This window comes from Arthrobacter sp. CJ23 (assembly GCF_024741795.1).
In the GTDB taxonomy this organism is placed as follows: Bacteria; Actinomycetota; Actinomycetes; order Actinomycetales; family Micrococcaceae; genus Arthrobacter.
Genome location: NZ_CP102950.1, coordinates 2,514,298 through 2,539,864 on the forward strand (window position 1 = coordinate 2,514,298; position 25,567 = coordinate 2,539,864).

Annotated in this window: 19 protein-coding genes; 8 read left to right on the forward strand and 11 right to left on the reverse strand. The window is 66.5% G+C overall.

Annotated features, from left to right (window positions below):
* Positions 1-18 precede the first annotated feature (18 nt).
* The 3 genes from NVV90_RS11120 to hrcA are packed head-to-tail and all read right to left on the reverse strand — an operon-like array spanning position 19 to position 2,993.
* Complete coding sequence (locus NVV90_RS11120) at positions 19-801, reverse strand: 16S rRNA (uracil(1498)-N(3))-methyltransferase (RefSeq protein WP_258437364.1); 783 nt, start codon at positions 799-801, stop codon at positions 19-21.
* A 2-nt stretch (positions 802-803) separates the two neighbouring features.
* Positions 804-1,928 (reverse strand): molecular chaperone DnaJ, encoded by a 1,125-nt coding sequence (gene dnaJ, locus NVV90_RS11125; protein WP_258437365.1) that lies wholly within the window; start codon positions 1,926-1,928, stop codon positions 804-806.
* A 51-nt stretch (positions 1,929-1,979) separates the two neighbouring features.
* Positions 1,980-2,993 (reverse strand): heat-inducible transcriptional repressor HrcA, encoded by a 1,014-nt coding sequence (hrcA, locus tag NVV90_RS11130; protein ID WP_258437366.1) that lies wholly within the window; start codon positions 2,991-2,993, stop codon positions 1,980-1,982.
* A 206-nt stretch (positions 2,994-3,199) separates the two neighbouring features.
* Between hrcA and NVV90_RS11135 the strand changes: the two genes are divergently transcribed.
* Positions 3,200-4,054 carry a DUF3097 domain-containing protein gene (locus tag NVV90_RS11135; protein WP_258441142.1) on the forward strand — a complete coding sequence of 285 codons (855 nt, stop codon included), beginning with the start codon at positions 3,200-3,202 and terminating at the stop codon, positions 4,052-4,054.
* Positions 4,055-4,180: 126 nt separating this feature from the next.
* Positions 4,181-4,594, forward strand: coding sequence for a DUF4870 domain-containing protein (locus NVV90_RS11140; protein WP_258437367.1), 414 nt, complete (start codon positions 4,181-4,183; stop codon positions 4,592-4,594).
* Positions 4,595-4,640: 46 nt separating this feature from the next.
* Here NVV90_RS11140 and NVV90_RS11145 read toward each other — a convergent pair whose 3' ends face one another.
* The 3 genes from NVV90_RS11145 to lepA all read right to left on the reverse strand — a co-directional run bounded on the left by NVV90_RS11145 (position 4,641) and on the right by lepA (position 8,530).
* Positions 4,641-5,159, reverse strand: coding sequence for a hypothetical protein (locus NVV90_RS11145; RefSeq protein WP_258437368.1), 519 nt, complete (start codon positions 5,157-5,159; stop codon positions 4,641-4,643).
* A gap of 239 nt (positions 5,160-5,398) precedes the next feature.
* The gene (gene hemW, locus NVV90_RS11150; protein ID WP_258437369.1) at positions 5,399-6,628 is read right to left on the reverse strand and encodes a radical SAM family heme chaperone HemW; all 1,230 of its coding nucleotides are present in this window, start codon (positions 6,626-6,628) and stop codon (positions 5,399-5,401) included.
* Positions 6,629-6,676: 48 nt separating this feature from the next.
* Positions 6,677-8,530, reverse strand: a complete 1,854-nt coding sequence (lepA, locus tag NVV90_RS11155; RefSeq protein WP_258437370.1) for a translation elongation factor 4 — start codon at positions 8,528-8,530, stop codon at positions 6,677-6,679.
* 169 nt (positions 8,531-8,699) lie between these two features.
* On the opposite strand from lepA, the gene NVV90_RS11160 reads away from it, so the two are divergent.
* Both NVV90_RS11160 and rpsT read left to right on the forward strand, forming a co-directional pair.
* Positions 8,700-9,257, forward strand: coding sequence for a type II toxin-antitoxin system PemK/MazF family toxin (locus NVV90_RS11160; RefSeq protein WP_258437371.1), 558 nt, complete (start codon positions 8,700-8,702; stop codon positions 9,255-9,257).
* A 169-nt stretch (positions 9,258-9,426) separates the two neighbouring features.
* Entirely contained in the window at positions 9,427-9,687 is a 261-nt protein-coding gene (gene rpsT / locus NVV90_RS11165) for a 30S ribosomal protein S20 (RefSeq protein ID WP_207616215.1), read from the forward strand.
* 190 nt (positions 9,688-9,877) lie between these two features.
* Here rpsT and holA read toward each other — a convergent pair whose 3' ends face one another.
* The 5 genes from holA to leuS all read right to left on the reverse strand — a co-directional run bounded on the left by holA (position 9,878) and on the right by leuS (position 17,217).
* Positions 9,878-10,894, reverse strand: coding sequence for a DNA polymerase III subunit delta (gene holA, locus NVV90_RS11170; RefSeq protein WP_258437372.1), 1,017 nt, complete (start codon positions 10,892-10,894; stop codon positions 9,878-9,880).
* Entirely contained in the window at positions 10,813-12,630 is a 1,818-nt protein-coding gene (locus tag NVV90_RS11175; RefSeq protein WP_258437373.1) for a ComEC/Rec2 family competence protein, read from the reverse strand. The genes holA and NVV90_RS11175 overlap by 82 nt, the downstream gene beginning before the upstream one ends.
* Complete coding sequence (locus NVV90_RS11180; protein WP_258437374.1) at positions 12,631-13,488, reverse strand: ComEA family DNA-binding protein; 858 nt, start codon at positions 13,486-13,488, stop codon at positions 12,631-12,633.
* Between the two features lie 87 nt (positions 13,489-13,575).
* Complete coding sequence (locus NVV90_RS11185) at positions 13,576-14,631, reverse strand: DegV family protein (RefSeq protein WP_258437375.1); 1,056 nt, start codon at positions 14,629-14,631, stop codon at positions 13,576-13,578.
* A 57-nt stretch (positions 14,632-14,688) separates the two neighbouring features.
* The gene (leuS, locus tag NVV90_RS11190) at positions 14,689-17,217 is read right to left on the reverse strand and encodes a leucine--tRNA ligase (RefSeq protein WP_258441143.1); all 2,529 of its coding nucleotides are present in this window, start codon (positions 17,215-17,217) and stop codon (positions 14,689-14,691) included.
* Between the two features lie 594 nt (positions 17,218-17,811).
* On the opposite strand from leuS, the gene NVV90_RS11195 reads away from it, so the two are divergent.
* From NVV90_RS11195 to NVV90_RS11210, 4 genes are read left to right on the forward strand one after another with little or no spacing between them, the layout of a single operon-like run.
* A complete protein-coding gene (locus NVV90_RS11195; RefSeq protein WP_258441144.1) occupies positions 17,812-20,961 on the forward strand; it encodes an efflux RND transporter permease subunit in 3,150 nt (1,049 codons plus the stop codon).
* Positions 20,958-21,416: a hypothetical protein gene (locus NVV90_RS11200; protein WP_258437376.1), complete on the forward strand. Its 459-nt coding sequence runs from the start codon at positions 20,958-20,960 to the stop codon at positions 21,414-21,416. Before NVV90_RS11195 ends, NVV90_RS11200 begins: the two co-directional genes overlap by 4 nt.
* Before the next feature lie 52 nt (positions 21,417-21,468).
* The gene (locus NVV90_RS11205) at positions 21,469-24,561 is read left to right on the forward strand and encodes an efflux RND transporter permease subunit (protein WP_258437377.1); all 3,093 of its coding nucleotides are present in this window, start codon (positions 21,469-21,471) and stop codon (positions 24,559-24,561) included.
* A 41-nt stretch (positions 24,562-24,602) separates the two neighbouring features.
* Positions 24,603-25,511: a hypothetical protein gene (locus NVV90_RS11210; RefSeq protein WP_258437378.1), complete on the forward strand. Its 909-nt coding sequence runs from the start codon at positions 24,603-24,605 to the stop codon at positions 25,509-25,511.
* The last annotated feature ends 56 nt before the right edge of the window (positions 25,512-25,567 follow it).

The window sequence follows — 25,567 nt, forward strand, 5'->3', positions numbered from 1 at the left end:
GACATCACATGCGGCAGCTCACCAGCGGCCCAGGATGTCGCTGGAGAGCACGACGGCGGCGGGTCCCGCCGTCGACGACCGCAGCACGTGGTGGCCCAACAGGGCGGTGACGGCGCCGGCGTCGCTCAGGCGGGTGACCTCGCGGGGCGAGATTCCACCCTCCGGTCCCACAATCAGCAGCACTTCGCGGGACCGCTGTTCCCCGGAACCTTGCTCCGGCAGCTCCTCCCGCCACTGTTCCAGCACCGTCCGGAGCGGCCTCCGGGCGTCCTCGTGCAGGATGACGGCCAGGTCCGCCGACTCGACGGCCTTGGCCAGCCCGGCAGTGTCCACGATGGAGCGGACGTCCGGGATCCAGGCGCGGCGTGCCTGCTTGGCCGCCGCGGTGACCACGGACTGCCATTTCGCGTGGGCTTTCGCGGCGCGGTCGCCCTTCCAGCGCACAATGGAGCGTTCGGACTGCCAGGGAACCACCGAGTCGATGCCGAGTTCCGTGGCGGTCTCGGCCGCAAGTTCGTCCCGGTCACCTTTGGCGAGGGCCTGGACCAGGACCAGCCGGATCGCCGGGCGGGGTTCGTCCAGGATCTCGGAGGCCACCACGGCCAGGGTTCCGGATCCGGCCTCGGAGACCCTGCCGGTGAGCCGCTTTCCCGCACCGTCGGCGATGTCCACGGGCTCGCCTACGGCAAGGCGCTTCACGGTCACGGCGTGCCGGGCCTCGGCACCGTCCAGGACGAACACCGAACCGGGCCCCAGCCCGTCCAGGGCACCGGCCGGGGCGAAGAATACGGGGTTGCTCACCGCTACAGGTTACCGAGCTTGTCCCGGAGCTTGGCGAACACGCCGCCGCTGGCCACGAGCTTGCCTTCGGTGAACTGCTCGCCGCGCAGCCTGGCCAGCTGCTGCAGGAGTTCTTCCTGGGCCGCGTCAAGCTTGCCGGGCGTTTCCACGTGCAGGTGCACCTTCAGGTCGCCACGGCCGTAGCCGCGCAGGTGCGTGACGCCCAGGCTGCGCAGCGTGATGACCTCGCCGGACTGCGTTCCGGCCTTGACGTCGATGGTCTGCGTGCCGTCGAAGGTTTCCAGGCGCAGCTCGGTGCCAAGGGCGGCGGCCGTCATGGGGACGCTGAGCGTGGCGTGGAGGTCGTCGCCGTCGCGCATGTACGTGGAATCGTTGTTGACGCGGATCTCCACGTACAGATCGCCGGCGGGGCCGCCTGCGGGCCCTGCCTCGCCCTGGCCGGACAACTGGATGCGCGTGCCGGTGGCAACGCCGGCAGGGACCTTGATGGTCAGCGAACGGCGGCTGCGGATGCGGCCCTGGCCGCTGCACTCGTTGCAGGGGTCCTTGATGATGGTGCCGAAGCCTTCGCAGGAGCCGCAGGGGGCTGCGGTCATGACCTGGCCCAGGATGGAACGGACCGCGCGCTGGACCTGGCCGCTGCCGCCGCAGATGTCGCAGCGTTCGGGGTGGGTGCCCTCGCGGCAGCAGGAGCCGTTGCACGTGGGGCAGACCACGGCCGTGTCCACTTCGAGCTTCTTGTTGACGCCGAAGACGGCATCGCGCAGTTCGATGCGGACGCTGATGAGGGCGTCCTGGCCGCGGCGGACGCGGGAGGCGGGGCCGCCATGGCCGCCGCCGCCGAAGAAGGTATCGAAGATGTCCTGGAAGGCGAAGCCCTGGCCGGAGTAGCCTCCACCGAAGCCGTTGTCGGTGCCGTTCTCGTTGCCGGTGGTGTCGTACACGCGGCGCTTCTGCGGGTCGGAGAGGACCTCGTACGCGTGGGTGACTGCCTTGAACTGCTCGGCTACGTCTTCTCCGGGATTGACGTCAGGGTGCAGCTTGCGTGCCAGCTTGCGGTACGCCTTCTTGATTTCTTCACCGGTGGCTTCCGATGAGACTCCCAAAACGTCATAGTGGCTGCTCAAAATCGGTATCTCTTCCTGGTTGTACTGCGATCGTTGCTGGCGGCAGGCTTGTCAGCCGCCGAGAATGCGGGAAAGGTAGCGGGCGACCGCGCGGACGGCCGCCATGGTAGTGGGATAGTCCATGCGTGTGGGGCCCAGGACACCGATCTTGGCATTCGTTCCGGGACCATAGCCCGTTGCCACCACGGAGGCCTCGGAGAGGCCGTCATAGGGGTTCTCGCGCCCGATGCTGACCGTCACGCCACGCGGGTCATCGCCCATGTCGGAGAGCAGACGAAGCATGACCACCTGCTCTTCGAGGGCCTCAAGGACCGGTCCGATGCTGAGCGGGAAGTCGACGTTGGACCGGGCAAGGTTGGCCGTGCCGGCCATCAGGATCCGCTCTTCACGGCTGCTGCTGGTCAGCTTTTCCAGTCCGTGGGCGAGGACCTGGGCCAGGCCACGGAGCGCGGGCGGACAAAGCGCCACGACCGATGGCAGCACCTGCTGCATCAGGTCCAGCTGCGAGCCGGAGATGCTGCCGAGGAAGCGTGCCCGCAGTTCGGTCAGGGCTTCGTCCGATACGTCCGCACCGACGTCGATGACTTTCTGCTCCACATTGCCGGTATCGGCGATCAACACCACCAGGACCTGGCGCGGGGCAAGCAGCACGAATTCGACGTGCCGCACGCGGGCGCGGCTGAGGTGCGGATACTGCACGACGGCGACCTGGTTGGTCAGCTGCGACAGGAGCCTGACGGTGCGTTCGAGGATGTCCTCGAGTTCGTCCGGTCCCTCCAGGAGGGAGTGGATGGCGCGGCGTTCCGCCGCCGACAGCGGTTTGACGGCCGAGATGCGGTCCACGAACAGGCGATAGCCCTTGTCCGTGGGAATGCGGCCGGCGCTGGTATGGGGCGCTGCGATCAGGCCTTCCTCTTCGAGGACGGCCATGTCGTTGCGGATGGTGGCGCTGGAGACGCCCAGGTGGTGGCGCTCAACCAGGGCTTTGGAACCCACGGGCTCCCGGGAGTGGACGTAGTCCTCAACGATGGCGCGCAGCACTTCCAGCTTCCGTGGCTCGCTCACTGCAACACCTCCCGTCAGAGCAATCCAGGCCCGGATGCGGCTGTCCGCCGGACCTCTGCTTAGCACTCAACATGCCCAAGTGCTAACAAGTCTAGTATGAGCCAAGCCGTTGCTAGCATTGAACCGCCTGCGCCGAGAATGCCTTCACGCAGGAGCCGCCGGCCCGTCCGGCCGGTGAGGATCCGATGCTAAGTGGTGTGAAGACTGTGTCCTACGACAACTGGGGCCCGCAGGACATGTCTGCTCCGGCCAAACGCCGGCTTCCCGAGGTTGCAGTGCAGCGCGGCATGGTGCTCGAGGACGTGCAGTCCGGCTGGGTGGGCGAAGTCACGCGGGTGGAAAAGTCCGGGGGCATGCACGTTGTGGCCCTCGAGGACCGGCGCGGCAAGACGAGATCCTTCCAGCTTGGCTTCGGCTTCCTGCTCGAGGGCCAGGCTATCCGCCTCATGCCGCCGGCCGGCCGCCCTCCCGCCAGCGCCGAGGCAGCGGCGGGACGGACTGCCTCCGGTTCCGTCCGCGTCGAAGGCCGGCGCGCCCAGGTGGCGAAGGCCAGCCGCATCTGGGTGGAAGGCAAGCACGACGCCGAACTCGTGGAAAAGGTGTGGGGTGACGACCTCCGCGTGGAGGGCATCGTCGTCGAGCCGCTGCACGGCGTCGACGACCTGAGGGCCGCGATCGCGGCTTTCTCCCCCGGTCCCGGCCGCAAGCTCGGCATCCTGGTTGACCACCTGGTGCCAGGCTCCAAGGAATCCAGGATCGCCGCGGAGGCCATGTCCCTGCCCGGGGCGGCGGGGAACGTGCTGATTGTTGGCCACCCCTATGTGGATGTGTGGCAGGCCATCCGGCCCAGGGTGCTGGGCATTGAACAGTGGCCCGAGGTCCCGCGCGGCATGGACTGGAAAACGGGGATCCTCAAGGCCTTCGGCTGGCCGTCGGGCACCGCCGAGGACGTTGGCCTCGGCTGGCAGAAGCTCCTCGGCGCCGTGCGCAGCTACGCGGACCTGGAAGCCTCGTTGCTGGGGAGGGTGGAGGAAGTCATCGACTTCCTGACGGTTCCCTGAGCAAGCGGCCCCTGCTCCCGCGGCAATTTGCCACAGTGCAACGGGGAGTTGGTCCGCCGATGAAGCGCCAAGGAAGTATTCTGGGACAGCACGACCGCACCGTCTTTACAGCCTAAGGAAGAAACAGTGGCACAGAACGCTCCTGAAGAACCGGGCAGCGCCGCAGGCCAGCCCCAGTACCATGGCGCTCCTGCCAACGCCCTCCCCCTGACAGCCAGCGAAGACCGGCAGTGGGCCACGCTGGCACACTTCGGCGGCATCCTGGGCTGCCTGCCTTCCCTGCTGATCTGGCTGATCTTCCGCGACCGCGGCCCCTTCACGGCGCAGGAATCCAAGGAAGCCCTGAATTTCACGCTTCCGCCCACCATCGCCGCTGTGCTTGCGAACATCCTGGTGCTGCTGCCTGTGGTGGGGAACCTGTTTGCCGTTATTGCCACCGGCATCTGGATCGCGCTGACCTGCTTCTCCGTCTCCGCCGGCATCCGCGTCAACCACGGCCAGCCGCACCGCTACCGCCTGAACCTGCGCTTGATCAAGTAGCGTCGGATCCGGCGAGCGACGCCGGGGCTGCCGCTTGCGGCCGCGGTCAGAGGTTGCGGATCCAGGCGTCCGGCGACGGAAGAAGGAACGGCACGGAATCGCTTTCCACCCACGCGATCAGCAGTGCCAGCAGCACCCAGCCGATCCACGCGCCAACCACGTCCACGACGCGGTTGGCAAAGCTCTCCTTCTCACCGAACCCCGGCACGTACCTCTCGAAGAACTCCCAGGCGACCGTAATCACGGCCACCAGGACGAACGGCACCGACCAGAACCCCAGCATGGCGCCGGCGGAGGCGTGGATCCACGACCAGCGGTCGAACGGAACGTGGTCGATGTCCTGCGGACCGTCTCCGGTCTTCTGGACGATGTCGCGGTAGCCGAGGTAGCCGGCAAAACCGAGCCACACTGCGGTGCCCACGATGCGGATGACCCAGGCCAGGGTGCCCACCTTGGGATCGAAGGTCATCAGGGACAACAAGAGGAAACCTGCAACAACGGCCACAAAGAGCAGCGCGCTGCGCCAGGAAACGCCGAACGGGGACTGAGCTGAAGCAGTAGACATGGCTTCTCCAACCACTGTGATTGAGACCAGCGGGCGGGCCCGGGGCCCCCGGAACCTCCAGATCGCGGGCCACCCAGCTACATGGTATTCCTCACGCCCAAGCCTGGACAGAGCCCGGCGCTGGACGGGCCCAGGTACTGCCTGAACCTGTGCTTGATCAAGTACCGTCGGATCGGAGCCCTAAGCGGCGTCCCGGGGCCCCGACGCGAGCTTGCGAGTGTCGGGAAGGGGCCTCAGCGCTAGTCCGGAAGGATCCGGCGTACCACGGCGTCGGCCAGCAGGCGGCCCTTCAGCGTCAGAACCAGCCTGCCCTTGAACGCGGCAGCGGGATCTACCAGCCCCTCGGCGATGAGCCCGGCCATGGCATGGCGGCCGACCTTGTCGAGGGCGTCGACAGCCAGTCCAGCGCCGAGGCGGGCCTCCAGCATGATGCGCTCCATCTCCCGGGTTCCGGCGTCGAGCGTTTCCCTGCCTGCTGCGGGCGATAAACCGCCGGCCAGCCGGGAAGCGTAGGCGGTGGGGTGCTTGACGTTCCACCACCGCACGCCGCCCACATGGGAATGCGCGCCCGGGCCGATGCCCCACCAGTCGTCCCCGCGCCAGTAGGCGAGGTTGTGCCGGCAGGCCTGCTCCGGCGTCCGCGACCAGTTGCTGACCTCATACCAGGTGAGACCGGCTTCGGTGATCAGCTGCTCGGCGAGCTCGTACTTGTCCGCGTGGTCGTCGTCGTCGATTCCAGGAACCTCGCCGCGGCGGATCTGGGCGGCAAGCTTGGTGCCGTCCTCCACGATCAGGGCATAGGCGCTGATATGGTCCGGCCCGTAGGACAGCGCGGTCTCCAGGGATTGCCGCCAGTCGTCCATCGATTCGCCGGGCGTGCCGTAGATGAGGTCCAGGCTGACGGCGAGGCCGGCGTCGCGCGCCCACTGCACCACCTGCGGGACGCGGCTGGGCGTGTGGGTACGGTCCAGGACCTTCAGGACGTGGGGCACGGCGGACTGCATGCCGAAGGAGACCCTGGTGAAGCCGGCATCCGCGAGAAACTGCAGGGACTCCCGCGTGACCGAGTCCGGGTTGGCTTCCGTGGTCACTTCGGCGCCGGGTTCCAGGCCCCAGTGCCCGACGGCGGCCGCCAGGATCCGCGCGAGGTCCTCCGCGGGGAGCAGCGTGGGGGTGCCGCCGCCGAAGAAGACGGTGCCCATGGGCCGGTGCGGGAGCCCCGACGCCGCCAGCGCGCGGGCGGCGAAGTCCACTTCGGACACCGCCGTGGTGGCGTAGGCATCCTGCGAGGCCCCGCCACCGAGCTCAGTGGCCGTGTAGGTGTTGAAGTCGCAGTAGCCGCAGCGGACGGCACAGAAGGGGATGTGGACGTACAGCCCGAACTTGCGCTGCCCGACGCCGTCGAGCACCTGCGGCGGCAGGAGGCCGTCCGCAGGTGCCGGGTCGCCGAGCGGCAGGACGCTAGGCATGCGTGCCGCCTGGCGCAGCTCCAGCTGCTTTGTGGGCGAACAGCCGCATTACTTCTTGGCCTTGTCCTTCGACTCGTCCGTGGTCAGCGCTGCGATGAAGGCCTCCTGGGGCACCTCGACGCGGCCCACCATCTTCATGCGCTTCTTGCCTTCCTTCTGCTTCTCGAGCAGCTTGCGCTTACGGGAGATGTCGCCGCCGTAGCATTTCGCAAGAACGTCCTTGCGGATCGCCCGGATGCTTTCGCGGGCGATGATGCGGGAGCCGATGGCGGCCTGGATGGGCACCTCGAACTGCTGGCGCGGGATGAGCTCGCGCAGCTTGCCGGTCATCATCACACCGTAGGCGTAGGCCTTGTCACGGTGGGTGATCGCGGAGAAGGCGTCCACCTGCTCGCCCTGGAGCATGATGTCCACCTTGACCAGATCGGACACCTGCTCGCCGTCGGCCTTCCAGTCCAGCGAGCCGTAGCCGCGGGTCTTGGACTTGAGGATGTCGAAGAAGTCGAAGACGATCTCGGCCAGCGGCAGGCGGTACCGGATTTCCACCCGGTCCTCGGAGAGGTAGTCCATGCCGCCCATGATGCCGCGGCGGCTCTGGCACAATTCCATGATGGCGCCGACGAACTCGTTGGGCGCCAGGATGGTGGCGGACACCATCGGCTCGCGGACCTCGGCGATCTTGCCGGTGGGGTACTCGCTGGGGTTGGTGACGTGGACGACCTTCTTGTCCTCCAGCGTCACCTCGTACTCCACGTTGGGGGCGGTGGAGATCAGGTCCAGGTTGTACTCGCGCTCGAGGCGTTCACGGGTGATTTCCAGGTGCAGCAGGCCCAGGAAGCCCACGCGGAAGCCGAAGCCCAGCGCCGCGGACGTCTCGGGCTCGTACACGAGTGCGGCGTCGTTGAGCATCAGCTTTTCGAGGGCATCGCGGAGCACCGGATAGTCGGTGCCGTCCAGCGGATACAGGCCGGAGAAGACCATGGGCTTGGCATCCGCGTAGCCGGCCAGGGACTGCGAGGCCGGCTTGGCCAGGTTGGTCACGGTGTCGCCCACCTTGGACTGGCGGACGTCCTTCACGCCGGTGATCAGGTAGCCGACCTCGCCCACGCCCAGGCCCTTGGACGGGGTGGGCTCCGGGGAGCTGACACCGATTTCCAGGAGCTCGTGGGTGGCGCGGGTGGACATCATCTGGATGCGCTCACGCGGGTGCAGCATGCCGTCCACCACACGGACGTAGGTGACCACGCCGCGGTAGGTGTCATAGACCGAGTCGAAGATCATGGCACGGGCCGGGGCGTTGGGGTCGCCGACCGGGGCCGGCAGATCGCGGACGATCTTGTCCAGGAGGGCCTCGACGCCGGCGCCGGTCTTGCCGGAGACACGGAGAACGTCGTCGGGATCGCCGCCGATAAGGTTGGCCAGTTCCGCCGCGTACTTTTCAGGCTGCGCAGCGGGGAGGTCGATCTTGTTGAGCACCGGGATGATGGTGAGGTTGTTTTCCATCGCCAGGTAAAGGTTGGCCAGGGTCTGGGCTTCGATGCCTTGCGCCGCGTCCACCAGGAGCACTGCACCTTCACAGGCTGCCAGGGAGCGCGAGACTTCATAGGTGAAGTCGACGTGGCCGGGGGTATCGATCATGTTCAGCGCATAGCTGGTGCCATCCAGTTCCCAGGGCATGCGGACTGCCTGCGACTTGATGGTGATGCCACGCTCACGTTCGATGTCCATGCGGTCCAGATACTGGGCCTTCATGTCGCGTGATTGAACGACGCCGGTGTACTGCAGCATGCGGTCGGCCAGGGTGGATTTACCGTGGTCGATGTGGGCAATGATGCAGAAGTTCCGGATGATGGCCGGATCTGTCGCGGCGGGCACCGGTGCGGTGCGGGCCATGGGAGACACGCAGGGTCCTTACTGTCGACACTCACACGGCCGTTTTCCGGAGTGGCGATGGCCACCCGGCTCATGCCGCGTATTTGAACCTCTAGTCTCCCATGAACGCGCGGTTCGCCGTACATTGGCCGGCCTGGACTCCCGGCAAGGCACCAACAGGGCACAGTACCGTAGTGCCATGGCATTCCAACTGCGTACCCTCGGCGATCTGATCAAGCGTTCACTGCGGTTCCTGGGCGGCAAGGCGGCGGCCCCCACCAAGGTGCGGCGTCCGGCGTCGGGACGTCCGACGGCGGGGCGTCCGACTGCGGGGCGTCCGGCCGCCGGGAAGCCCGCGGGCTCCTATCCGGGCGACTTCGAGGGCGTGGCGTCGGTCCACTACTCCCCCAAACCGGACGGCCAGCCGGATCCCGGCGAAATCGTCTGGAGCTGGGTGCCGTTCGAGGAAGACCATTCCCGCGGTAAGGACCGTCCCGTCCTGCTGGTGGCGCGGGACGGCAAGTGGCTGCTGGGACTCATGCTGACCAGCAAGGACCACGACAACGGGGCCAGGGCCGGAGACTATGTGGACATCGGCGTCGGCCCCTGGGACCGCGAACGGCGTCCCAGCGAGGTGAAGCTGGACAGGATCATCCGGGTCAATCCGTCCGCCGTCCGGCGCGAAGGCGCCATCCTGGACAGCTCCACATTCCAGGCGGTGTCCCGGTCCCTGAGGGCGCGACACGGCTGGAACTAGCCGCATTTCCGGCCGTGGCGCACGAATCTGCTATCCTTTATAGCTGTGTGTCCGTGCAGGTCGACGGCCACTCATGGTTGGCTGCCATAGGCATCCCCACGCCGCTCAGTCGATGGCCAACCTGAAAACCCTCTAGACCATTTCCGCATTAAAAAGAGAGTTCACACACGTGGCTAATATCAAGTCCCAGAAGAAGCGCATCCTCACCAACGAGAAGGCCCGCCTGCGTAACAACGCAGTCAAGTCTGAGCTGAAGACGGCCATCCGCGCCGTTGCCGTCGCCGTTGAGTCCTCGGACAAGGATGCTGCTGCAACTGCTCTTGTTGCTGCCAGCCGCAAGCTGGACAAGGCTGTCAGCAAGGGCGTTATTCACAAGAACAACGCTGCAAACCGCAAGTCGGCGATCTCCAAGAAGGTCAACGCACTCTAAGGTTTCTCCAGTTCGACTGAGCTGATCAAGTGGTAGGCACCCTGTGGGTGCCTGCCACTTGGTCTAGCGGACTGCCCGATCCTGGTCAGTACCGGCGGGGTCAGTTCCGGCGGGGTCAGTTCCGGCGGGGTCAGTTCCGGCGGGGTCAGTTCCGGCGGGGTCAGTTCCGGCGGGGTCAGTTCCGGCGGGGTCAGTTCCGGCGGACCGAGGTGGCGATGACCGTCACGGCGTGCTCGACGGCGTAAACAGGGTCCCGTGAGAGGCCCTTGACCTGGGCGTCGGCCTCGGCGGTGACCTGGATGGAGCGGATGAGGCCTTCGGGGGTCCACTTGCGGACGTCACGCTGCGCCTGCTCCACAAGCCAGGGCTGCATGCCCAACTGCTTGGCGATCTGCGCCGAAGATCCCTGCGCCCCGGCCACCTTGGCCAGAGTCCGCAGCTTGGCAGCGAGTGCCGCCACCAGCGGAACGGGGTCGACGCCCGTAGCCAGGGCATGGCGGAGGGTGGACAGGGCAAGCGGCCCGTTGCCGGCCATGGCGGCATCCGCCACCTTGAAGGCCGTGGCCTCCACGCGCCCGCCGTAGTACCGCTCCACGGTTGCGGCATCAACGGCCGTGGTGGCGTCGGCGATGAGCTGGCTGCAGGCCGCCGCAAGCTCGGACAGGCTGGCACCCACGGCATTGACCAAGGCCTGCACGGCCTCCGGCTCGATCCGCCGGCCGCCGGCCTTGAACTCGGACATGACGAAGGCGGTCTTCTCCGCGTCCTTCTTCAGCGGCTGGCAGTCCACCACCGGCCAACCCCCCGCTTTGACGGCGTCCAGCAGCTTCTTGCCACGGACCCCGCCCGCATGCCTCAGCACCAGGACCACGTCGGCGTCCGTATGCCCGAGGTAGCCCAGGGCATCGGCCAGGAAGGCGTCATTCATGGCCTCGAGGCCTTCGATTTCGATGAGCTTGGCTTCGCCGAACAATGAAGGCGTCACGGCCATGGCCAGCGAGCCCGGCTCATAGCTGGAAGCGTTGAGCCTGCTGAGTTCCACTTCCGGCGCGGCGGCCCGCACCTGGGCCCGGACCCGGTCCATGGCCCGGATTCCCAGATAGTCTTCGGGGCCGGTGATAAGGACTACGGCGGCCGGCGCAACGTCCCGCCAGCTGGCGGTGTTCGCCGCGGCACTCTTGGCCCTCGTCGTTTGGGCAGCAGCCACAGTTGGTTCCTTCCGGGAGGGTTTTTGCAGACTTCAAGTCTGCCACGGGCGGGACGCCGGGACATGCCACGGCGTGGGCCACTGGATCCCCTGCTGTGCCGCAGGGCGCCCCGCATCTCCTCTTCGAGGGCCGCGATCAGCCAGGCTAGGAGTGCATGCAGCGCCAGCACCGCCCGGTGCACCGCCACGGGGTGCAGCACCATCCACAGCAGCAGGACGGTCACGGCAGACAGCAGCAGCATGGCAGCCATGCCCCCGGTTCCCTCCGACCACGGCAGCGCCGCCCCCGGAAGCCCGGCGAAGAAGCGGGCGATTCCGGCGACACCCCCTGCACTGAACCCGGCAAGGCCCAGGGGAACCACAGCCAGTCCCGGTGCCACGGCCACCAGCGGGACGGCCGCGGTGCCCAGGATCGTCACGGGCGCCACCAGGGGCGCGGCGGCCACGTTGGCCACCAGGGCATAGCTGCTGAACTGCGGTTGCAGGGCAACGATGACGGGACCGCACAGCAGCTGCGCAGACAACGGCACGGCGATGCCGGCCGCGAGCCAGCGCGGCATGGCGTCCGGCATCCAGGCAGCCATCCGGGATGCCAGCAGGACGATCCCAAGGGTGGCCAGGACGGACAGCAGGAATCCGAACTCCACGCCGAGCGAGGGATCGAGAAGCAGCAGCCCGGCGACGGCGGTGCAGAGGAAGCTAAGGGACCGCCCTTGCCGCCCTCCCGTGATGGCTGACAGTCCCACCGCGCCCATGACGGCGGCGCGCAGCACGCTGGCATCGGGGCCCACCATCATCACGAAGGCGCCCAGCCCGCCCAGCGCCAGCAATGACGCGCACGGACGGGGCAGGCGGAGGGTGCGGGCCAGCAGCACGAAACCGCCCAGGACGAGGCTGCAGTTGGCGCCGGAGACAGCCGTCAGGTGGGTCATACCGGTGGTTTTCATGTCCGCTTCGAGGCCTTCATCCAGCGAAGCAGTGTCGCCGAGGACCATGCCAGGGAGAAGCCCGGCAGCGTCGGCCGGAAGCCAGCTCGCGGCCAGCCGGAACTGCTCCCGCAGCCCGCCCGGTGCCTGCAGGAAGCCGGAGCCGGGCTCCAGCACCGTGGGACGCGAGCTTGCAGACAGAATGCCGGCCTCGGACTGGCCGGGCTTGGCGGGCTTGAGCTTCCCGGTGGTCCGGATCCGCTGGCCGGGGGCGGTGTGGCGCCAGGCTTCCCCACCCACCACGAGAATCCTCGCCGAGCCCCGGATCAGCATGCTGTTGGCCGTCACTTCGATGACGTCCGCGGGGACCGACCACCGTTCGCGGTCCGCCGGGGCGCCGGGCGGGGAGGCTTCCCTGGGATCCCCTGCCAGCAGCAGCTGGACCACAACACCATCGCCCCCGGTCACAGCATCAGCGAGGGCGCCGTCGCGCTGGGAGCCAACCAGTGCCGAATGGGCTCCCACCGCCACACCGAGGATGCACGCGAGGCCCACGGTGGCCGGGATGCTCCGGCGTGGCATCTTCTTCCGGCGCCCGGCGAGCAGCAGCACCGCGCCGAGGGCCAGCCCGGCACACAGGAGCAGGGTCCAAAAGGTTGGAAGGAAGGCCCCGGCCACGGCAACTGCCCACGGGCACAGAGCGGCCGGCACCAGCCGGAGATCGGCGCGGCGGCGGGCCGCATCGCTTCCGGCGCTCCTGCCGGCGGGGCTACCGTCTGCGCCGGCCCGGCGCCCTCCTGCGCGTGCCATTCAGACCGTCACCAGGTTCTTGAGCGATTCCATCAGTTTAGGGCCCACACCATCGACAGCATCGAGTTCCTCGACGGACGCGAAGGGCCCATGTTCCCGGCGCCAATCCACGATCCGTTGGGCCATCACGGGTCCTACGCGCGGAAGCGTGCCGAGTTCTTCCGCCGATGCGGTGTTCAGGTTCACTTTTCCACCGCCGCCGGCACCGCTTCCCGCGTCCCCGCCCAACACTCCCTCGCCGGAAACCGCAGCGGAAGGCGGCTCCCCTACGGCAGGTACATGGATCTTGGTGCCGTCCTGGACCACCGCGGCAAGGTTGAGGCCATTCACGTCAGCCGTGGGCGTGGCGCCGCCCGCCGCCGCGATGGCCTCGAAGACCCTGCTGCCCTGCGGCAAGCGAACCACCCCGGGATGCTGCACGGCCCCGGCAACGTGCAGCACGATCTGCCTGGAATCCGCCTCGCCGCCCCGGGCAGAGCCGCCATCATCGGCTGCATCGCCGGTTCCGCCAGGCGCTCCGGCCCCGGGGCTGCCGCCCCCTGACGGCGTGGCATGGTCCAGCGGCTCGATGGTGGTTGTCTGGGCCGCGGCGCGCCAGGCCAGGAAACCAAGCAGGACGATGGCGGCAAGGGCCAGCAGCACGGCCACGCGCCCCGGTGTCCGCCAGCGGACCCGGGCCGGCGGCCGCTCGTGGCCGCCCTCGTCCGTGGCGACACCGCCGACCGCGGGCGGGGCTTCGTCGTGGCCCAGGGGCAGCAGCGGTTCCTTGCCACCCGGGGCGCCCAGCCGCGCCGTGAATCGGTGCCGGACAGCACGGGCAGCCGCATCGGCTGAGTCATCCCGGTTCCAGCGTGGCATGTGACCGAGCCTAGGATTTCCGGGCACCGGAGGCAGCCCCGTCGAGGGCCTATGTGGATAGACCGCCCCCGTGGCGGTTGTGGAGGATCAGTCGCCGGCTGCGGGCGGCGGGGGTTCCACGGCGGACGGGGCCTCAGGGAGGCCAGCCGAATCCGGCCCGGGCGGGACGGGAGTGCTGCTTTCCCCGACGATCACGGCCAGGACACCGAGCCCGGCATGGGCGGCCAGCACGGCGGGAAGGGCACTGATCTGGGCAGGCGGGCATCCGAGGCATTTCTCTGCGAGCCGGGCGGCGAGCATCTCAGCCTCTGCCAGGTTGCCGAAGTGGTGGACCGCCAGCCGCTGCTGGCCGGCGGGGCGGGAGGCGACGTCGGCCGCGACGATCTCCTCGAGTCGGGCAATGGCCTTCGCCGCCGAACGGACCTTCTCCAGCGGCACGATCCTGCCGTCGTCGACGGCGAGAATCGGCTTGATGGCGAGCACTGTGCCGAGCAGGGAGGCTGCCGTACCTATGCGGCCGCCGCGGCGGAGCTGTTCGAGGCTGGGCACATAGAAATAGACCTTGGTCCGCGCCATCCGTTCCTCGGCAAAGGCACGGACCTCAGCGGCGGTGCGGCCATCTGCGGCCGCCACGAGCGCGCTCTGGACACCCATCCCCTGTGCCATGCCCACGGTGCGTGAATCGACGACGTCCACGGGAATGCCCACGCGGGCCGCGGCGAGCCGTGCGGCGTCCACGGTGCCGGACAACTCGGAAGAGATGTGGATTGAGACGACGGACTCAAAGCCTCGGCGCTGTGCCGCGATGTACGCCTGCTCAAACTGCCCGGGAGATGGCCGCGAGGTCTTGACGGACGAACCCGAGGCCAGCGCCAGGGCGAGCGTCTCCATGATGTCGTCTTCGCCCTCGCCGTAGATTTCCTCGCCCACCATCACGGGCATCGGCACCACGGCAAGCCGTCCGTCGGCGGCAAAGTCCGTGACCCAGGCAGCCGGCAGGGCGGCGGCGGAGTCGGTAACGACGGCGGTTCGCACGACGGCGGCGGCCGCTTCCCCGGCGGCGGGCACCGGCGTCGTGCTTTGGCGGAGGCGGGAGAGTCTTTCCTTGAGCCACACCCAGGCGGGCGGTTCGCGGTCCGGCAACGGTACCTCCAACGGTCGTGGCCGGCCGCCGGCTGGTGCCGGCGGCCGGATGCCCGGCTAGGCCGGGACGATGTTGACCAGTTTAGGCGCCCGCACGATCACAGTGCGGATGCCGCGGCCGTCGAGGGCGCGCTGGACGTTGTCGCTGGCCAGGGCCAGCTCGCGCAGTTCGTCCTCGCTGATGTCCGGGGACACCTCGAGGCGGTCGCGGACCTTGCCCTGGACCTGGACCACGGCGGTGACGGTGTCCTGGACGAGCAGGGATGCGTCGTGCGCAGGCCAGCCGGCATTGGCGACGGACGCCGGGTGGCCCAGCGTGTTCCAGAGGTCCTCGGCCGTGTACGGGGCGAAGAGGCTCAGGATCACGGCCACGGCTTCGACGGCTTCGCGGACGGCCGGGTCGGCGCCGCCGGCACCGGAGTCGATCGTCTTGCGCGTCGCGTTGACGAGCTCCATCAGGCGGGCAACAACAACGTTGAACTTGTTGTTGTCCAGGAGTTCGGCGGCGTCGGCGATGGTCTTGTGCGTGACAGTGCGCAGGGCACGGTCGCCGGTGGCGGCGTCGGCACCCGGTTCGCTGCTGACGTCCTGGCCCAGGCGCCACGCGCGGGCCAGGAACTTTGCCGAGCCTGACGGCGAAACATCGGCCCAGTCGACGTCGTCCTCGGGCGGGGACGCGAAGATCATGGTCAGGCGGACGGCGTCCACGCCGAACTTGTCCAGCTGCTCGCCGAGGTCGACGCCGTTGCCGAGCGACTTGCTCATGGCCTTGCCGCCGTTGAGCACCTGGCCCTGGTTGAGCAGGGCGCTGAACGGTTCGTCGGCTTCGATCAGGCCGATATCCTTGATGACCTTGGTGAAGAAGCGGGCGTAGAGAAGGTGCAGGATAGCGTGCTCAACGCCGCCCACGTACTGCCCCACCGGCATCCATTCGTTGATCTTCGCGGGATCGAAGGGGCCTTCGGTATAGTCCGGGGACACGAACCGCAGGAAGTACCAGGAGGAGTCCACGAACGTGTCCATGGTGTCCGTGTCGCGCTGGGCAGCACGGCCGCAGTTGGGGCACTCGACGTTGACCCATTCGACGGCGGCGGCCAGCGGGGAGGTGCCCTTCGGCGCCAAAGCCTCGCCGCGCAGGTCCTCGGGCAGCTTCACGGGAAGCTGGTTATCGGGCACGGGGACTTCGCCGCATTCGGCGCAGTGGATGATCGGGATCGGGGTGCCCCAGAAGCGCTGGCGGCTCAGCAGCCAGTCGCGGAGTCTGAAGTTCACGAACTTCTCGCCCGTGCCCAGCTTCTCGAGGATATCGATCGCTGCCGGGATGCCTTCGGACTTGCTCAGCCCGTCCAGCGAGCCGGAGTTCATCAGGGTGCCTTCGCCGGCGGTGGCCGTGCCGGTAGCTGCAGGGTCTTCCTCGCCGGTGTCCAGGACGGCCCGGACGGGCAGCCCGAACGCCTTGGCGAAGTCGAGGTCGCGCTGGTCGTGTGCCGGAACGGCCATGATGGCGCCCGTGCCATAGTCGGCCAGCACGTAGTCGGCGGCCCAGACCGGCAGCTTCTCGCCGTTGAGCGGGTTGATGGCGTAGCGTCCGGTGAAGACGCCGGTCTTCTCGCGCTCTGTGGACTGCCGCTCGATCTCGGACAGTGCCTTGACCTTTTCGCGGTAGGCCATGAGTTCGTCATGCTGTTCCGGGGCCACCAGGTCCAGTGCCAGGTGGGCGTCCGCCGCGACGACGAAGAAGGTTGCGCCGTAGAGCGTGTCCGGGCGGGTGGTGAACACCGTGACTTCGCGTTCCGCGCGGTCATCCGTAGCCTCGATGACAAAGCGGACGTGCGCGCCCTCGGAGCGGCCGATCCAGTTCCGCTGCATGGCCAGCACGCGCTCGGGCCAATGGCCCTGCAGCTGGGACATGTCCTCGAGGAGCCGGTCGGCGTATTCGGTGATCCTGAAGTACCACTGGTTCAGGGACTTCTTGGTGACGGGGGTGCCGCAGCGTTCGCAGGCACCGTTGACGACCTGCTCGTTGGCGAGGACCGTGAGGTCCTTCGGGCACCAGTTGACGGGCGAGTCCTTGCGGTAGGCCAGGCCGCGCTCGTAGAAACGCTTGAACAGCCACTGGGTCCACCGGTAGTACTCGGGGTCCGAGGTGTGCAGGCGGCGGGACCAGTCGGCCGAGATGGCGTAGCGCTTGAACGAGGCCGCCTGGGTGTCGATGTTGGCGTAGGTCCACTCGCTCGGGTGGGCGTTGCGCTTGATGGCGGCGTTTTCGGCGGGCAGGCCGAAGGAGTCCCAGCCGATGGGGTGCAGGACGTCGAAGCCCTTCTGGCGCAGATAGCGTGCCACGACGTCGCCCATGGCGAACGCCTCGGCGTGGCCCATGTGCAGGTCGCCGGACGGGTACGGGAACATGTCCAGCACGTAGCGCCGCTCGCGCGAGCCGTCGTCGGCGGGAGTGAAGACCTTGAGGTCTTCCCAAACCTGCGGCCACTTGGCCTCCATGGCCGCGAAGCTGTAGACGCCCTCTTCAGGCGCCTCGGCCGCGGCCGTCTGTGCTGTTCCGGTCTCTGTCTCCGGCTGAACGCTCACTGCTGCCCTCTTCTGTTCTGTCATGGCATCGGTGCTGCCACAACGGTCTGATCCTCCTGCCGCCGGCCCGGAAACAGGCCAAGACACACAAAAGCCCCTCGCCATGGAGGGGCCGCCGCACGGTTACCGTTTTTTCTTCGGATACCAGGCGGCTAGCTAAGCAGAAGGATCGCACGCATAGAACTACTTTAGCGCACAGGAGTGGCACGCATGGGGCGGCTGCGAGGTTCACGTGCAGCGGAATCCGGGCGGTCGTCGGCACCGGCAATACAACCCGCGTCCGGAGGCCGGGTCAGATGGTCACCGTTGACGGCAGCGCCGGCACCATCGAGGTGGAGCGCGCTGCCGGGCCAGCCTCCGGGCCCTGAACGCCGTTGGATAGCACTGCTTCATAACATTGACAAATTGGATTTCGATCAACTATTGCCAAACGGGACGAATCGCGCCATTGTAATGTCAAGTCTGTGGGGAAACTGGACGGTCTCAGGTCGAGGAGCCTGGCATGAATGTTTCGCGTTTTTTCCCCATACACCGTCATGATGGACTGAGATTGGCGAGAGTCTAGCCATGTTTGGCTGGGTCACCCGCTTCAGTATGCAGTTCCGGATTCTGGTTCTCGCTCTCGCGGCGGGCCTCATTACTTTTGGCGTCGTGAACGCTCCACATATTGCTGTGGACACCATGCCGGAGTTCGCCCCCGCACAGGTCGAGATCCAGACTGAGGCCCTGGGCCTCTCCGCTGTTGAAGTTGAGCAGCTTATTACCGCACCGATGGAAGCAGACCTCCTCAATGGGGTGGCCTGGCTGGACGAGATCCGCTCGAAATCCGTCGCGGGGCTGTCGTCCATCGAACTCGTCTTCGAGCCTGGAACGGACCTCCTGCGCGCCCGCCAGTTGGTCGCCGAACGGATGACGCAGGCCCACGCGCTGCCAAACGTCTCGGCGCCGCCGCTCATCATGCAGCCTTTGTCCTCCACCAGCCGGGTGCTGATGGTCAGGATGAACTCCAAGGAGCTCTCGGGCATTGAGATGTCCGTCCTGGCCCGGTGGAAGATCAAGCCGCGGCTCATCGGCATCCCGGGCGTGGCGAACGTGTCCATCTGGGGCCAGCGTGAACAACAGCTCCAGGTTGAAGTAACTCCGACGCAGCTGCGTGATAAGGGCATTACCCTGGAGCAGCTTGTCAAGACCACCGGCAACGCCGTCTGGGTTTCGCCCTTGAGCTTCCTCGAAGCGTCGACTCCGGGCACCGGGGGCTTCGTGGAGTCTCCCAGCCAACGCCTTGGCATCCAGCATGTCCTTCCTATCCGAACCCCGGCCGACCTGGCCAAGGTGAGCGTGGAGGACACGAACCCGGTGTTGCGCCTGGGCGACATTGCCCAAGTCAAGGAGGACCACCAGCCGCTGATCGGTGACGCCATTGCCGGATCCGACGCCGGCCTCATGCTCGTCATCGAAAAATTTCCCGGCACCAACGCCGTGGAGGTCACCAAGAATGTAGAGGCCGCCCTGAAGGACATGGAGCCAGGCCTCACGGGTATCCAGATCGATACCTCCGTTTTCCGGCCCGCCACCGGTGTCCAGGACTCTGTCAACAGCCTCGGACTCGCACTGCTGATCAGCCTGCTGATCGCGGTGGCCCTGTTCTGGCTGCTCTTCCGCTCCTGGCGGGCCGCCCTGATCGCGCTCGTGGCCATCGCCACCACGGTCACGACGGCGGCGGCGGTGCTGTTCGCCCAAAACGCGACATTGAACATCACCATCCTGATGGGCGTTCTGCTCGGCACGTCCGTAATAGTGGGCGACATCGTCGAAGACATCCAGGCCCACTCGCGGCAGGCTGCGGTTCAGCAGGCGATGGACCTGCAGGCTCCCCCGAGGTCGCGGATAAGCCACATTGTCCGGGGCGTCCGCACCCCGCTGTTCCACGCATCACTGATGATGGTTGTTGTTCTGGTTCCGACCCTCTTCGTGACCGGAGTGGGCGGCTCGTTCCTTTCACCGCTTTTCTGGTCGCTGGCGCTGACCTTGGCCGCTGCCTTGCTCGTAGGCCTGTCCGTGACGCCCGTGTTGGCGTATTTCCTGCTTCCGCCGAAGACCGCGACGGGCAAGGAACTGCCCGCCGTCGGGCGTGGGAAGGCGTACTATGACCGCGCCCTGGGCGGGGTCAACTCCAGGAAGCCGCTGGCGGTTGTGGCTGTCGTGGTCGTTGGGATCCTCGGCATCGCTGCCGGCTCGCAACTTGCGGGAAACCGGCCGCTCGTTCCCACCATGCCCGACCGGACCCTGTTGGTTCAGTGGGACACCATGGCCGGGACAGCCACTGACGAAGTGCGGCGGATTGCCGGCCTTGCCTCCGCTGAACTCAGGGCCCTCCCGGGCGTTTCCGGAGTCGGCGGGCACGTGGGGCGGGCCATCTCCGCGGACCAGGTGGTCGGCAACAGCTCTGCCGAGCTGTGGGTGTCGATCTCGCCGGACGCCAACTTCTCCGAAACAGAGCAGGCAGTACGGGAAGTCGTGGAGGGCTATCCCGGCGTCGCGCACAACGTGCTGAACTACTCACAACAGACCATTGGCGACATGCGCTCCAACCTGGAACCGGGGTTTGCTGTCCGGGTCTACGGATTGGAAATGCCGGTGCTCCGCGAAAAGGCAGAAGAAGTCCGCCAGGCCCTTCAGAAGATTGACGGCGTGAAGAACCCCACCATCGCCGCCACGGCCATGACCCCGATCGTAGAGGTCCAGGTCAATCTCGAAGCTGCCCAAAAGTTCGGCATCAAGCCCGGTGACGCCAGGCGCGCCGCGGCAACACTCATGCAGGGCATCGTGGTCGGCAACCTCTTTGAGCAGCAGAAGGTGTTCGAAGTAGTCGTGCGCGGTGCGGTCGGCGTCCGGGATGACCTGACCAGTATTCGTGAGCTGCTCATCGATGCCCCTAACGGCGGCCACGTCCAGCTGGGCCAGATCGCCGACGTCCGCATGGTCCCCAACGAAGTTGTCATCCAGCACGATGACACCTCGCGGCGGATCGACGTCGTGGCTGACGTCAGTGGGCGCCCGTTGGCAGACATCCAGCGGGATATCGAGGCGGCGATCCACCAAATCCAGTTCCCGCTCGAATACCACGCCGAGATCCCGATGAAGTACAGCCAGCTGCAGGCGGCAGACACCTTGGTTCATGGGCTCGGAGTCGCGGCCATCCTGGCTGTGCTGCTTCTGCTCCAGACCGCAGTGAGGAGCTGGAAACTGGCCCTGGCCGTGTTCCTGGCGCTTCCCGCGGCGATGGCCGGAGCGGCGATCGGCGCATGGATCGGGGCAGCGTCCCTGTCCTGGCTGTCGCTGACTGCGTTTGCGGCCGTCCTGGCCATCGCTGCCCGTAACGCGGCGCTCCTGTCCGCGCGTGTCGATGAACTCTGGCGGGAGTCCGCCCAGATATCCCGCACTGACGTGGTCATGATGGCGGCACGGGACCGGATATCGCCGGTCTTGAAATCGGCACTCATCACGTTCCTCGTGCTGATACCGCCAGCCTTCTTCGGCGGAACAGTAGGCCAGGCCCTGATCGTGCCGATGCTGCTGATCATTGGCAGCGGCCTCGTAACCACAACGCTTGTGGGGATCTTCGTACTCCCGCTGCTCACGCTCTGGTTCGGTCCCCGCACCGAGCCGGAAGAGTGGTCGGAAGTCTACGAATCGGAAATACCAGTCATGCCCGTTATGCCGGAAAAGGTGGAAGTATCATGACCAGCAAAAGGCCCCTGCGGCGCCTGCCAGTGGCGGCCGCTGCCTGCGCAGCACTGCTGTTTTCGCTGCCCGCCTGCGCTCAACCCTCAGCATTGGCTGAATCTTCTGCAACTGAAGCGCCTGCCACGGTGGAAAAGAATGCCACCACCGGCATTGCACGCATCACGCTGAGCCAGAGGGCCATTGACAGGCTGGAACTGCGCACGGACACAGTCAAGCCGGCTCCGGGGGGCGCAGGCCTCCTGCTCCCCTATGCTGCGCTGCTGTACGACGCGCAGGGGAAAACCTGGGTCTACGTCAACTCAGCGCCACGCGTGTACGAGCGCCAGGCCGTCACAGTGACCAAAGTCGAAGCCGGCGCCGTCACGGCCAGCGCCGGACCCGCCGTGGGCACAGCAGTGGTAACCGTAGCTGCGGCTGAATTGTTTGGCGCAGAGTTCGTAACGGGCAAATGACATGCGCCGAATAGTCGCGGCCAGCCTAAGGTTCAGATCGATCATCATTGCGATGGCGGCGGCACTGATGATCGTGGGAGGCACCCAGCTGAGCAGCGCCTCCGTGGATGTGTTCCCCGAATTTGCGCCGCCGAAGGTCGAGGTCCAGACAGCCTGCCTGGGACTTACCGCCGCCGAGGTGGAGGAACTGGTTTCGGTTCCCATGGAAGAAGCCTTCAACGGTATCGACGGCCTCCACCACATGCGGTCCAAGTCCGTACCGCAGCTGTCCTCGATTGTAATGGAGTTCGAGAACGGCACGGATCTGCTGACGGCACGGCAGCTGGTGTCCGAGCGGATGGCGACGGTCATCCCGACCCTGCCCACTTGGGCAGCGCCGCCCCTTATGCTGCAGCCTCTGTCTTCCACGAGCCGGGTCATGAAGATCGGGCTGTCCTCCGACACCCGGTCCCTGATCGAGATGTCCATGATTTCCTACTGGAACATCAGGGCCCATCTGCTCCGCGTACCGGGTGTGGCGAACGTGGCAATCTGGGGCGAGCGCCTCCAGATGCTCCAGGTCCAGGCCGATCCGGCCAGGCTGGCAGCCAACAATGTCAGCCTGGAGACCGTGATGAGTACCACGGCCAACGCCTTGGACGCCGGCCTGCTCAAGTACTCCTCCGGCGCCCTGATCGGCACTGGCGGTGCCCTGGACACTCCCAGCCAATCAATCGGGATACGGCACATCCAGCCCATCACTTCGCCCGAGGACCTCGCCCAGGTGGCACTGGAGGACCGGGAGGGACTGCCGCCGCTCAAGCTGAGCGACGTAGCAAACGTGGTAGAGGATCATCAGCAGCTCATCGGCGACGCTGTCATTAACGGCGGTCCCGGACTGATGCTGATCGTGGAAAAGCTGCCTTGGGGCAACACCCTCGAAGTGACACGCGGGGTTGAAGAGGCACTGAAGCAGCTGGAGCCCGGACTGACCGGCATATCCGTGGACACCACGATATTCCGGCCGGCGACGTTCATTGAGGAATCCCTGAACAACCTGGGCCTGGCCCTGCTCCTTGGATGCCTGCTGGTCATCATGGTGCTGAGCGTCTTCCTCTTCCAGTGGCGGACGGCGCTGGTCAGCGTGTTGGCCATCCCCTTGTCACTTGTGGCGGCGGCCTTGGTGCTCTATTGGACCGGCGGCACTGTCAACACCATGGTGCTTGCCGGGTTGGTGATTGCCGTGGGGGTGGTGGTGGACGATGCCATCATCGACGTCGAGAATATCGTCAGGCGGCTCCGGCACCACCGGGCAACCGGCGGGACCGGCAGCACTGCCAGGGTAGTGGTCAACGCTTCGCTTGAGGTCCGCGGGCCAATCGTCTATGCCACGCTGATTATCGTCGCTGCGACGGTTCCGATCTTCTTCCTGGACGGGCTCACCGGAGCGTTCTTCCGGCCACTGGCAACGTCCTACACCCTCGCGGTGTTCGCGTCGATGTTTGTGGCATTGACCGTTACCCCGGCCATGGCCTACATCTTCCTGCGAAATGCCAAATTGGAAGACCGGGATCCGCCCGTTGTCAGGGTTCTGAAGCGCTGGTACGGCAATGCGCTCCGGCCCATCGTCCGCCGGCCCGTTCCGGGGTACATTTCCTTGGCGGCCGTCGGCGTCATCGGCATCGTGGCGGCGCCGCTGCTGGGCCAGTCACTGTTGCCCTCCTTCAAGGAACGCGATTTCCTGATGCACTGGGTCACGCAGCCGGGCACGTCAAACGCCGAAGAAGTCCGTGTCAGCCAACTGGCCTGCAACGAGCTCATGACCATTCCGGGCGTGAACAATTGCGGCTCCCATATCGGCCAGGCCTTCGCTGCCGATGAGGTCGTAGGTGTCAACTTCGGTGAAAACTGGATCAGCGTTGACCCCGGCGTCGACTACGACAAGACCCTGGCATCGGTCCAGGCAGTTGTGGAAGGCTACCCCGGAATCCAACGGGACGTGCAGACCTACCTCAAGGAACGCATCCGCGAGGTGCTCACCGGAACCGGCTACGCCGTCGTCGTCCGCGTCTATGGCGACGATCTTTCGATACTCCGCCAGGAGGCCGACAAGATCAAGGAGATCCTCGCCGGAACCGAGGGAGCCATCGGCGCCAAGGTTGCCCTGCAGGCCAGCATTCCGCAGATCGATGTGGAAGTGGACCTGGACGCAGCCAACCGCTTCGGACTTAAGCCCGGCGATGTGCGCCGCGCCGCGGCGACCCTGGTGGCCGGCGAAGAGGTGGGCGACGTATACCGGGATGGGAAAGCCTACGATGTCCAGGTGTGGAGCGCCCCGGAGATCCGGACGAGCGTGACAAACATTGAGAACCTTGTCCTGGATACGCCGGGCGGGAAAAAGATCCGTTTGGCTGAGGTAGCCAAGGTTTCGGTCAAGCCCACGCCCAACGTCATCGAGCGTTCGGAGGGATCCAGGCGCATCGACGTCAGTGCCAACGTCAAGGAAGGCGATTTGGCGAAGGTCGTGGAGAAACTCAAGTCCGGTATGGAGTCGATCGAGTTCCCGGTCGGTTACAGCGCGGTTGTCCTCGGCGAATACGCCGAACGCCAGGCCGCATCCCAACGGCTGCTGTTCTATTCGATTGGCGCGCTCATCGTTGTCTATCTTCTCCTGCAGGCCGCTTTCAGAAGCTGGCGGCTGGCGACCCTCGCCATCCTCACCCTGCCGGTGGCCCTGGTGGGCGGGGTGATCGCAGCCCACCTCAGCGGCGGAATCCTGTCCCTTGGTTCGCTGGTCGGTTTCCTGACGCTGATGGGGATCGCAGCCCGCAATGGCATTCTGCTCATCAACCACTGCCAGCATCTGGAGCAGTTCGAGGGCATGCCCTTCGGACGCGCACTGGTCCTGCGGGGGGCTGCCGAACGCTTGTCCCCGATCCTCATGACCACCCTTGCCACCGCCTTGGCCCTGGTGCCGTTGGTCGTGATGGGCAATATCCCGGGCCACGAGATCGAGCACCCCATGGCGGTGGTGATCCTGGGCGGCCTCGTCACGTCGACGTTGGTCAACCTGTTCATCGTCCCCTCGCTGTACCTGCGCTTCGCCAAACCGAAAGCGCCTGGCGAGCATGGCCGTCGTCAGCCGGTTCCGGCGACTGCGGGCTAGCGGCAGAACGCCATCCCCTCATCCCTTGGAAGGAAGGCACCATGTTCCAACGACGAAATCGCCTCACAGCGGGCAGCGGCGTGCTCATGCTGGTGCTCGGCACCATCACGCTGGCCTCCACGGCCACGGCGGCAGCGGCACCTCCCTCACCCGAACTGTGCGGGCCGGGCTCGGCGATCAACTACAACGCGGGCGACTTCCTGAAACCCACCACCATCAGCAACAAGTGGTTATCGCTCAAGCCAGGCATGCAGTTCACCACCACGGGCACTGTTACCTCGGCCGACGGTGTCCATGAACACTCCGTGGTGCACACCGTCACCGGGCTGACCAAGGTGATCGGCGGCGTGACCACGCGGGTACTGTGGGACCGGGACTACCAGGACGGCCAACTTCAGGAGTCCGAACTTGCGTTCTTCGCCCAGGACCGCCAAGGCTCGGTGTGGCTGTTCGGCGAGTATCCCGAAGAGTATGAAGGCGGAACCTTCGTAGGCGCGCCCAGCACATTCATCCATGGCCTGGCGAAGGCCCAGGCAGGCACAATGATGCCGGCCAAGCCGTCCCTGCGCGCGCCGGACCACGTCCAGGCATACGCACCGAAGGTGGGCTTCCTGGACTGCGGCACCGTCTTCCAGAAGAACCAGCAGGTCTGCGTACCGACCGGTTGCTATGACGATGTCCTCGTGATCGACGAGTACAACCCGCTGGAGCCGCCGGACGCCGGCCATCAGCGTAAGTTCTACTCGGCCGGAACCGGCCTCATCAAGGTAACGGCAGTGGGCGGTCCGGACCAGGAGTTCATGGATCTCGTCTCCACCCGGATGATGAGCGCCGCCCAACTGGACGAGGCCAACGCGGCAGCCCTTGAGCAGGACCGCCGCGGATACTCAGTCAGCCGGAGCGTCTATGCCAAAACCTCCCCCGCGGAGGTGCAGGTGGGCGGTTCCTGACGACGTGGCCGCATGTGGTGGAGGGCGGACCAGTTCAACTGGCCCGCCCTCCGTTT